We start from the raw sequence: 1,950 nt of genomic DNA on the forward strand, positions 1-1,950 counted from the left end.
CGCTGACGACCTCACCACCGAGGAGGTTCAGCAGCTGCCGATGCGCCTCGACCACGAAATACTCAGGGGAGTCTCTTACGGCGATGCCTCCTGGCTATATGCCTTCGGCACCCTTGCTTATGCCATTGGCAAAGTGGGGAGTATTGGTTTAGCTATCTGCAGCGTAATAGTTTTTTTTATCGCCGCAGCCCATGGCGATGCTATCGATGCAACACCTATTATTCTTACCATTGTGGGTATCCCACTCGTCCTATGGGGGGGGGGCAAAGCCGCTCTGTATCTGGGCAGTAACTTTATTTTTAACGCCATGCGCCCCTACTTTGACCTCAACCGACGTACTGGCATGGTGACCATATACAAAGGTAAGGGACAAGTTCGTGCTGAAGTCCCTTTTGCCGAGATGGCGGCCGAGCTGTCATTGATTCGTAACCATCAGGGCTTTATTACCGCTTACAGCATGTGGTTGCGACAGACTGCCAAACCCCATCAGGATATTGCACTAAGCAGACTCTACGGTGCCATAGGCTCAGAGCACGAAGCACGACGTTTATGGGACTGCCTGCATACCTATATGGACATCAACCAGCCACTGCCTGACTTGCCCATGCTCGAAGCCTTCCGCCATCTCGACCCCACCACTGCCGAACATGACCGCAAAACCGGGCGCCACCCGCGCCAGTGGCGTGACCTCAGCGAAGAGGCCTTCAAAGCCAGAGTAGACGCCATCAATACCGAACAGCAGCAACGCTTTAGTAAGTAACGCGGCAGCACACAATGGATAACTACTACAGCGCCACCGCCTATCGCTTTAACCCCAGACAAAAATATAACCAGGGGCACAAATTGCGATCCATCATCGCCACGGAGCTATTGAAAGCTCCGCCTTTGGGTGGGCAACCCCCTGCCTGGCTGGAGTACAGCAAAAGAAATGCTATTCACGGTGGAGAGAAAGGGGCGGATGCTACCCCAGCCAATATGACGGATAGCGACTTGCAAAATGCCGTCATGCGCCTCGACCACGAAATACTCAGGGGGGTCTCTTATGGGGAGGCTTCCTGGCTATATGCCATAGGCACCCTTGCTTACGCCATTGGGAAAGTAGGCACTTGGATGATAGGAATCGCTGGTTTTATCACGATGTTTATTATGTTTGCGCAAGGTTTTGGGGCAAAAGCAGTACAAGGGTACTTGATTTTACTTAGCATCCCCCTCGCCCTATGGGGGGGGGCAAAGCGGCTCTGTATCTGGGCAGTAACTTTATTTTTAACGCCATGCGCCCCTACTTTGACCTCAACCGACGTACTGGCATGGTGACCATATACAAAGGTAAGGGACAAGTTCGTGCTGAAGTCCCTTTTGCCGAGATGGCGGCCGAGCTGTCATTGATTCGTAACCATCAGGGTTTTATTACCGCTTACAGTATGTGGCTGCGGCAAACTGCCCAGCCCCATCACAAAGTATTTCTCGGCAAACTCTACGGTGCTGTAGGCTCAGAGCACGAAGCACGGCGTTTATGGGACTGCCTGCATACCTATATGGACATCAACCAGCCACTGCCTGACTTGCCTATGCTCGAAGCCTTCCGCCATCTCGACCCCACCACTGCCGAACATGACCGCAAAACCGGGCGCCACCCGCGCCAGTGGCGTGACCTCAGCGAAGAAGCCTTCAAAGCCAGAGTAGACGCCATCAATACCGAACAGCAGCAACGCTTTAGTAAGTAACGCGGCAGCACACAATGGATAACTACTACAGCGCCACCGCCTATCGCTTTAACCCCAGACAAAAATATAACCAGGGGCATAAGCCGCGTTCACCGCTAGCGATGACACTGAATAAATCTACCCACCACGGTGGTCTGCCCCCCGCCTGGCTGGACTATGAAAAGCGTCTGCCTCTGCATGGCGGGGAAGGCGACCGCGATGCCAGCGCTGACGACCTCACCACCGA

At 53.7% G+C, this 1,950-nt stretch carries 3 protein-coding genes and 1 pseudogene; all 4 read left to right on the forward strand.

Annotation, left to right across the window (positions count from 1 at the left end; all coding sequences use genetic code 11):
• Window positions 1-760: pseudogene (locus WH50_RS26520) on the forward strand (hypothetical protein); the annotation flags it as partial.
• 14 nt (window positions 761-774) lie between these two features.
• The gene (locus tag WH50_RS25820) at window positions 775-1,314 is read left to right on the forward strand and encodes a hypothetical protein (RefSeq protein WP_110190363.1); all 540 of its coding nucleotides are present in this window, start codon (window positions 775-777) and stop codon (window positions 1,312-1,314) included.
• Window positions 1,308-1,724 (forward strand): hypothetical protein, encoded by a 417-nt coding sequence (locus WH50_RS25825; protein WP_110190365.1) that lies wholly within the window; start codon window positions 1,308-1,310, stop codon window positions 1,722-1,724. The genes WH50_RS25820 and WH50_RS25825 overlap by 7 nt, the downstream gene beginning before the upstream one ends.
• Before the next feature lie 14 nt (window positions 1,725-1,738).
• Window positions 1,739-1,950 (forward strand): hypothetical protein (locus tag WH50_RS25830; RefSeq protein WP_133251441.1); only part of this gene is annotated, 212 nt, incomplete at its 3' end.

Origin of the sequence: Pokkaliibacter plantistimulans (assembly GCF_003194385.1) — a bacterium.
Taxonomy (GTDB): Bacteria; Pseudomonadota; Gammaproteobacteria; order Pseudomonadales; family Balneatricaceae; genus Pokkaliibacter; species Pokkaliibacter plantistimulans.

Bases quoted from the DNA above. Each gene is read 5' to 3' on its own strand.
- WH50_RS25820 (WP_110190363.1), top strand. From the start codon at position 775: ATGGATAACTACTACAGCGCCACCGCCTATCGCTTTAACCCCAGACAA.
- WH50_RS25825 (WP_110190365.1), top strand. From the start codon at position 1,308: ATGGTGACCATATACAAAGGTAAGGGACAAGTTCGTGCTGAAGTCCCT.